6 protein-coding genes are annotated in these 7094 nt (G+C 71.6%); 2 read left to right on the top strand and 4 right to left on the bottom strand.

The features are described from left to right. The first annotated feature begins 49 nt into the window (after positions 1–49). Both HW578_RS07065 and HW578_RS07070 read left to right on the top strand, forming a co-directional pair. Positions 50–1006 carry a D-2-hydroxyacid dehydrogenase gene (locus tag HW578_RS07065; protein WP_198369841.1) on the top strand — a complete coding sequence of 319 codons (957 nt, stop codon included), beginning with the start codon at positions 50–52 and terminating at the stop codon, positions 1004–1006. Beyond that, positions 1006–1776 carry an SDR family NAD(P)-dependent oxidoreductase gene (locus HW578_RS07070; protein WP_198369842.1) on the top strand — a complete coding sequence of 257 codons (771 nt, stop codon included), beginning with the start codon at positions 1006–1008 and terminating at the stop codon, positions 1774–1776. Before HW578_RS07065 ends, HW578_RS07070 begins: the two co-directional genes overlap by 1 nt. Positions 1777–1888: 112 nt before the next feature. Here the strand turns inward: HW578_RS07070 and HW578_RS07075 are convergent, their stop codons facing one another. The 4 genes from HW578_RS07075 to HW578_RS07090 form a co-directional block, all read right to left on the bottom strand. After that, positions 1889–3937: a TRAP transporter permease gene (locus HW578_RS07075; RefSeq protein WP_198369843.1), complete on the bottom strand. Its 2049-nt coding sequence runs from the start codon at positions 3935–3937 to the stop codon at positions 1889–1891. A gap of 18 nt (positions 3938–3955) precedes the next feature. Further along, complete coding sequence (locus HW578_RS07080; RefSeq protein ID WP_198369844.1) at positions 3956–4969, bottom strand: TAXI family TRAP transporter solute-binding subunit; 1014 nt, start codon at positions 4967–4969, stop codon at positions 3956–3958. 70 nt (positions 4970–5039) lie between these two features. Next, positions 5040–6590 (bottom strand): coiled-coil domain-containing protein, encoded by a 1551-nt coding sequence (locus HW578_RS07085; RefSeq protein WP_198369845.1) that lies wholly within the window; start codon positions 6588–6590, stop codon positions 5040–5042. Continuing rightward, on the bottom strand, positions 6584–7094 hold a 511-nt coding region (locus HW578_RS07090; RefSeq protein ID WP_198369846.1), incomplete at its 5' end, for a DUF6384 family protein. The genes HW578_RS07085 and HW578_RS07090, both read right to left, overlap by 7 nt.

Consider the following 7094-nt stretch of genomic DNA (forward strand, 5'->3'; position numbering starts at 1 on the left):
ACGCGCCCCGCCGCCTGCCGCAGCATCGCCGGCAGGACGGAGGGACGAGATGACCAAGCCGCTGCTGCTGCTGTGGACCGACGGGGCCGAGCCCTATGCGCGCGCGATCGCCGAGGCGGGCCTGGCCGACCGGCTGCGCATCGAGACGCTGCCGCGCGCCGCGACGCCCGACCACGCGCTGCTGGCCGAGGCGGAGGCCCTGCTGTCCTGGGGCCCGCCGCCGGGGATGCTGGCGCGCATGCCGAAGCTGCGCTTCGTGCAGGCGCTGACGGCGGGGGTGGAGCACTGGTTGGCGCGCGCCGATCTTCCTGCCGACCTCGCGCTATCCTGCGCGCGCGGGACGCACCGGGTGCAGATGCCGGAGAACATCCTCGGCGCGCTGTTCCACATCACCAAGCCCTATGCGGCGATCGTGGCGGATAACGCGGCGGCGCGCTGGACGCGGCGCGTCTCGACCACGCTGGCGGGGCAGACGCTGGGCATCCTCGGCCTGGGCGCCATCGGGGCGGAGCTGGCGCGCAAGGCCGCGGCGCTCGAGATGCGGGTGGTCGGCACCAAGCGCGACGTGGCGGATGTGCCGCATGTGGCGAAGGTGGTCGGCCCGGACCGCACGGACGAGATCCTGGCCGAGAGCGACTTCGTGGTGCTGCTGCTGCCCGCCACGCCGGCCACCGAGAATTTCATCGACACCGCGCGGCTGGCACGCATGAAGACCACCGCCTGGCTGCTGAACTTCGGTCGCGGCGCCCTGATCAAGGATGACGACCTGGTGGCCGCGGTGCGTGCCGGCACCATCGCCGGCGCCGTGCTCGACGTGTTCCGCACCGAGCCGCTGCCGGCCGAGCACCCCTTCTGGGCGGAGGAGCGGATCATGGTGCTGCCGCATATCGGCGGGCTGCATCCGCAGCGCGATTCCATGGTGGCGGCGCTGCTGGTGGAGAACCTGCGCCGCTTCGTGGACGGCGCGCCACTGACGCAGCTGGTCGACCGCAAGGCGGGCTACTGATGGCGTTCCGCGCCTTCGACCTGGCCGGCAAGGTCGCACTGGTCACCGGCGGCAATTCCGGCATCGGCCTCGGCATGGCGCAGGCCCTGGCGGAAGCCGGCGCGGATGTCGCGATCTGGGGGACCAATGCGGCCAAGAACGAACAGGCGGCGGCATCGCTGGCGGCGCATGGGGTGCGCGTGCATGCGCAGACCTGCGACGTCGGCGACGAAGCGGCGGTGGATCGCGCCTTCGCCGCGACGCTGGGCGCGCTCGGGCGCGTCGATGCCTGCTTCGCCAATGCCGGCACCTATGGGCGCAAGATGAAGTTCACCGAGCTCGACAGCGCGGAATGGCACCGCGTCACGCGGGTGAACCTGGACGGCGCCTTCTGGACGCTGCGCGCGGCGGCGCGGCACATGGTCGAGCGCGGCGGCGGCGGGTCGCTGGTGGGCACGGCCTCGCTCGCCGCCATCGAGGGGGCCGCGCGCAACACCCAGTATGCCGCGACCAAGGGGGCGATGGTGGCGATGATCCGCGCGCTGGCGGTGGAACTCGCCCGCCATGGCATTCGAGCCAACGCGGTGCTGCCGGGCTGGATCGAGACGGCGATGACGGCACGCAGCGTGGCGGACGAGAAATTCGCCGCCGCCGTGCTGCCGCGCATCCCCGCGCGCCGCTGGGGCAGCGGCGCCGATTTCGGCGGGCTCGCGGTCTATCTCGCCTCCGATGCCTCGGCCTACCACACGGGCGACTGCCTGGTGGTGGATGGCGGGTATTCGCTGTTCTAGGACAGCGTTGGGGTAACCTTGTGGCCCCGCCAGCCGGACATGGGATGCCCGTGGCCAGATCGCTCCCGCAGCGGAGGATCCGACCGGATGAGGTATCCGGTCGGAGAACAGGCTAGGCGGGCACCGGCAGCGCGCGTGCGCGCAGCCAGTTCGCCCCCAGCACCGGCGCCGCAATCGCGGCCCCCACCGCCGTCATGATCACGGATGGCGAGATCATCAGCAGCGAGGAGAACACCAGCACCACCTGCGAGACGATCCCCATGTGCGTGAAGCAATAGCCCGTCATGCCGATCCCCAGGCACAACACGCCAAGCGCGCAGGTGAGGGTGGTGAACAGGAAGGCGCCGATGGTGAAGTCATCGACCATGATCAGCATCACGGGCGCATAGGCGAAGACGAAGGGGACGGTCGCCTTCGCCATGCCGAGCCGGAAGGCGGTGAGCCCCGTGCGAAACGGATTCGACCCGGCGATGCCCGCCGCGGCGTAGGCGGCGACACAGACCGGCGGCGTCAGGTCCGCGAGGATCCCATAGTAGAGGATGAACAGGTGCGCGGCGAGCGGCGGCACGCCCAGCTGCTGCACCGCCGGCGCGGCGATCGCGGCGAGCACGATGTACAGCGCAGTCGTCGGGATGCCGCAGCCCATCGCGATGCAGACCAGCGCGATGAAGACCAGCGTGAGGAACAGCGTCAGGCCCTGCATGGAGCCCATGCCGGCGGGCAGCGCCTCGACCACCGGGCGGAACATCTCCGCTGTCTGCGCGGCTGCCTGGGTCACGATGAAGGAGATGCGGAAGCCCGCACCTGTCAGCGTGACGACGCCAACCACGATGCCCACCGCCGCGGCCGCGGCGCCGACCGCGAGCGCGTAGCGCGCACCCATGTCGAAGGCGTCCCACAGGTCCTTCAGCGTCATGCGGTTTCGCGGGTTCAGGAAGCCCACCACGATGCAGGCGGAGATGCCCACGAACGCCGCCAGGTAGGGCGTGTAGCCATCGATGATGACATAGACCAGCAGCACCAGCGGGATGACAGTGGGCCAGCCGTCGCGGATCGTGGGCCAGAGGCGCGGGATCTCGTTCTCCGGCATGCCGCGCAGTCCGAGGCGCTTCGCCTCGAAATGCACCTGCACGAAGACGCCCCAGAAATGCATGAAGGCCGGCACCGCGGCGGCGATCAGCAGCGTGGTCAGCGGGATGTTGAGGAACTCGATCATCACGAAGGCCGCAGCGCCCATGATGGGCGGCGTGATCTGGCCGCCCGCGCTGGCAGCGGCTTCCACCGCGCCGGCGAAGTGCGGCTTGTAGCCGATTCGCTTCATCGCCGGGATGGTGAGCGAGCCGGTGGTGACGGTGTTCGCGATCGAGGACCCGCTGATCGTGCCGAACATCGCCGAGGACACCACCGCGACCTTCGCCGGACCGCCCGGATAGCGCCCGGCGATCATCGCCGCGATGTCGATGAAGAACTGGCCGAGCCCCATGCGCGTGGCGAGCACGCCGAACAGCACGAAGTGGAAGACGAAGGTCGCGACCACCTTCACCGGAATGCCGAAGATGCCCTCCTGCGTGAGGTAGACATGGCTGAGGAAGGCCTCCCAGGACGACCCGGGATGCGCCAGGACGCCGGACAGGTTGTTGCCCAGCAGCCCATACAGGATGAAGACGATCACGATCGCGGGCAGCACCCAGCCCATGGCGCGGCGCGTCGCCTCCAGCACCAGCGCGACCATGACCGTGCCCATCACCAGGTCCCAGCTGTTGGGCATGCCGATGCGGAAGGTCAGTTCGTCGAAGACGATGGGCAGATAGAAGCAGGCACCGGCGATGGCGATGGCCATCGCCCAGTCGGTCACCGGCACGCCGCCGAGGCGCGGCCCGAACTCGCGCTTCGTCGGGAACATGATGAAGATCAGGCCGAGGACCGCGGCCAGGTGAATCGACTTGTGCCAGTGCTCGGTCAGGATGCCGAAGCCGGCGGTGTAGTAGTGGAAGGCCGAGAGCGCGACGAGCAGGCCGGAGACGAAGACCGCCACCGGGCCATGCAGCGGACGGAAGTTGATCTCGCTGTCGTACTTCTTCTCGAGCTCGGCGGCGGCGTCGAGGTCGAGCTTCGCGAGCCCGGGCGCAGCGCCCGTGCCGCGGGGATCGGATGCGGTCACGGGTTCTGCCCTATGCGATCAGCGCAGGATGCCGGCTTCGCGGTAGAAGCGCTCCGCCCCGGGATGGAACGGCACCACGCCGCGGCCCTCGAGAGCGTTCTCGCGCACGATCTCGCGCCCCTTGGCGTGACCGCGGTCGAGCAGGCCGCGCGTCGTCTCGGACCACAGCGCGCGCGTGATGTTGTAGACGAGGTCGTCCGGCAGGCTGTCGCGCACCACCAGCACGGCGCCGACGGTCAGCGTCGGCACATCGGCGGTCAGGCCCTCATAGGCGGTGCGCGGGATGATGCCGCGGCCATAGAAGGGCGCGCGCTCGATCACGCGCGCGGCCTCGGCTTCGGGAATGGGCAGGAAGCGGCAGCCCGTGCGGCTGCAGAACTCGGTGAAGGCCGCGGCGGGGTAGCCGACCACGGTGATGGTGGCGTCGAGCCCGCGGTCCTGCATGCGCTCGGTGCCCTGCGCCTGGTTCAGGTATTCCGCGGTGAAGCCCTGCCCGGCCGTGAGGCCATAGGCGCCGAGGATCAGCTCGGAGCCGATGCGCGCGCCGGAAGCCTGCAGGCCGACCGCGATGCGCCTGCCGCGCAGGTCGCTGAAGGACTGGATCGGGCTGTCGCGGCGCACCGCGGCGTGGATATGCTCGGGGAACAGGTGTCCCACGAAGCGGATGCGGTTCTGGGGCGGGCGGCCCTGGAACAGGCCGGTTGCGGTATAGGCCCAGTGCGACACGTCCGACTGCGTGAAGCCCGCCTCCGCATTGCCGGCCTGCACCATCGCCACGTTCTGCACGCTGCCCTGCGTCGCCTGTGCGACCGCAACCATGCCGGGGATGCCATCCGTCGCACCCGCGGTGTTGCACGCCGCGCCCGGCGGGCAGGACAGGGCGTTCGCGATGATGCCGCCGATGGGATAGTAGGTGCCGCCCGCGCTGCCGGTTCCGATGCGGAAGAACTGGGGCGCCTGCGCGAAGGCGGCGCCCGGCAGGGCGAGGGCAGCAGCCGTGGCTGCGGCAAGCATGCTGCGGCGGAATGTCATGGCGCTTCTCCCGGTGCGTTGGACCCCGGGAGATTAACGCGAAGCGACGCGGGCGCGAAACCCAGCCAGGTCAGAAGGATCCGCCGGTGCGGAATCCGCCGCCCGAATCGCTCTTGCCACCGGTCGAGAAGCCGCCGCCAGTCGTCCCGCCGCTGCCGCCCCAGTCGCCGCCACCCTTCGAGCCGCCGCCGCTCGGCTGCTTGCCGCCGCGGCCCCAATACGGCGCGGCGTCGTCGCCACCCCACCAGCCACCGCCAGGCTGCGCATCGCCCGCCCAGGGCCCCGGCGCGGGCCGTCCCCAGGGGCCGGGCAGTGGCTTGCCCCAGGGACCGGGATGCGCCGTGCCGGGCATCTGGCCGGGCATGCGCTGGCGCTCCATGCGGTCCCAGAAGCCATCGCGCGAAAGCGCGCCGCGCAGCACCTCGCTCAGCAGCGCGCCGATCAGCGCGCCGCTGGCGAACCCCCATTCGCTCCGCTCGACGCCGCGCGTGCGCATCTCCTGCCGCAGCGCCTGCATCTCGGCGAAGCGGCGCCGCGCGCCCTCGGCCTGCGCCTGGGCATCGGCCAGGTCGCGTTCGATCCGCGCGCGCTCGGCCGCGGCGATCTCGAGCCTTGCGACGATCGCGTCGTCGTCGCGGGTCGGCGTGCGGGCGGCCTCCTCGCGCAGCGTGCGAAGGGATCGCGCGCCGATCGCCGCTTCCAGCGCGCGGATCGCGGCCTGCGAATCGGCATCCTCGCCGGCGGCGAGCGCGCTGCGCTTCGCCTCCGCCGCGGCAAGCGCGGACTGGGCGGCCTCGACCGCATCCTCGACAGCCTCCAGCGCATCCACCTGCGGACGGCCATCCCCCTCCGGCAGCCCCGCGATCGCGCGTCGGCGATCGACCATGGCGCGCACCGCCGCATCCGCAGCGGCCCGCATGCGCTGCGCATGGGCGGTCATGTTCGGCGGCAGGTCCGACAGCAGCTGGTAGGACCGTCGTGCAGGTTCGAACTCGATCAGCCGCGCGACCCAGCCATCGATCATCGCCACCAGCGGAAAGGCGCGATAGCGCGACGTGCCGTAGCCGCGATCCCAGAGGTAGGCGAACAGCGGATCGGCGCGGTAGGGGCGTCCCTTCTCCTCGAAGTCGCGCTCGGCGAAGCCGGATTTCTGTTCGGCGAGCTGGGCGGTGCGCTCGGCTTCCTCCGCGGTGGTGGAGAGGCGGCGGTACTCGGCATCCTCGGCCGCCTTCGCCTCGGCGGCGCGAAGCGCGGCGGCCTCGGCCTCCTGCGCGGCGCGGTGACGCGCGGCCTCGGCGTCGCGCTTCGCCTCGGCGGCCATCAACACATCACGCGCATCGAGCACTGCGCGCTGCGCAGCCTCGAGTTCCGTGGCGCGCCGGCGCAGGCTCGCCTGCACCTGCGCGCCGGCGGCGTCGAGTGCGTCCAGCGCCGACTTGCCATCGGCCATTTCCAGCAGGCGCAGGCGCGCAAGTTCGCGCAGCGCCTCGGCTTCCTCGGTGCGCAGGCCTTCGCGCCGCGCGGCGAGGGTGTCGGCCTGTGTCTGCGCGGCGGAGGCCTCGCGCTGCGCCTCGGCCAGGCGCTGGTCCATCTCCTGCAGGACAGCGACGCCGCTCACCATGACAGGATCGCCCCCCCGGTTGTCTGGACGGTCCAGTTCGTCGTCGTGCTGCCGGCGACCTTCTGGCCGATCACGGGCTGGTCGATGATGCCGTCCGCCAGCTTGTCGCGGCGCACGCGCTCGAACTCGGCCTCCGGCACGCGAAGCGCCCAGCGGGAGACGCGGGCGACGCGGCCATCCTCCTCGCTGGTGATGGGCACCTCGACCGGGCGGCCGTCGCGGTCCACGGCTTCCACGACCAGATAGTAGTTGCGTGCACGCGGATTGGCGGCGGGTACGCGCCAGACGGCCGAGGGTTCGCCTGGCCGGTTCACGATGCGCACGGTGTAGGCGGCGGCGAGCCGGGCAGCGAGGTCGTTCAGCGCGACGCGTCGCGCCCGAGCCTCGGCGAGGTTGCCGGCGCGGGCAGCGGCCTCGCCCTCCGCGAGCAGCCGCGCGGCCTCGGCCCGCGGCGCGGCCTCGTCGGTGGCGGCGGGGACGCGGACAAGGTCGGGACGCAGCGCG

The organism is Roseomonas rosulenta (assembly GCF_016106005.1).
GTDB lineage: Bacteria > Pseudomonadota > Alphaproteobacteria > Acetobacterales > Acetobacteraceae > Neoroseomonas > Neoroseomonas rosulenta.

Coding starts and splice junctions, on each gene's coding strand:
- HW578_RS07065 (WP_198369841.1), top strand. CDS start 50: ATGACCAAGCCGCTGCTGCTGCTGTGGACCGACGGGGCCGAGCCCTAT.
- HW578_RS07070 (WP_198369842.1), top strand. CDS start 1,006: ATGGCGTTCCGCGCCTTCGACCTGGCCGGCAAGGTCGCACTGGTCACC.
- HW578_RS07080 (WP_198369844.1), bottom strand. CDS start 4,969: ATGACATTCCGCCGCAGCATGCTTGCCGCAGCCACGGCTGCTGCCCTC.
- HW578_RS07085 (WP_198369845.1), bottom strand. CDS start 6,590: ATGGTGAGCGGCGTCGCTGTCCTGCAGGAGATGGACCAGCGCCTGGCC.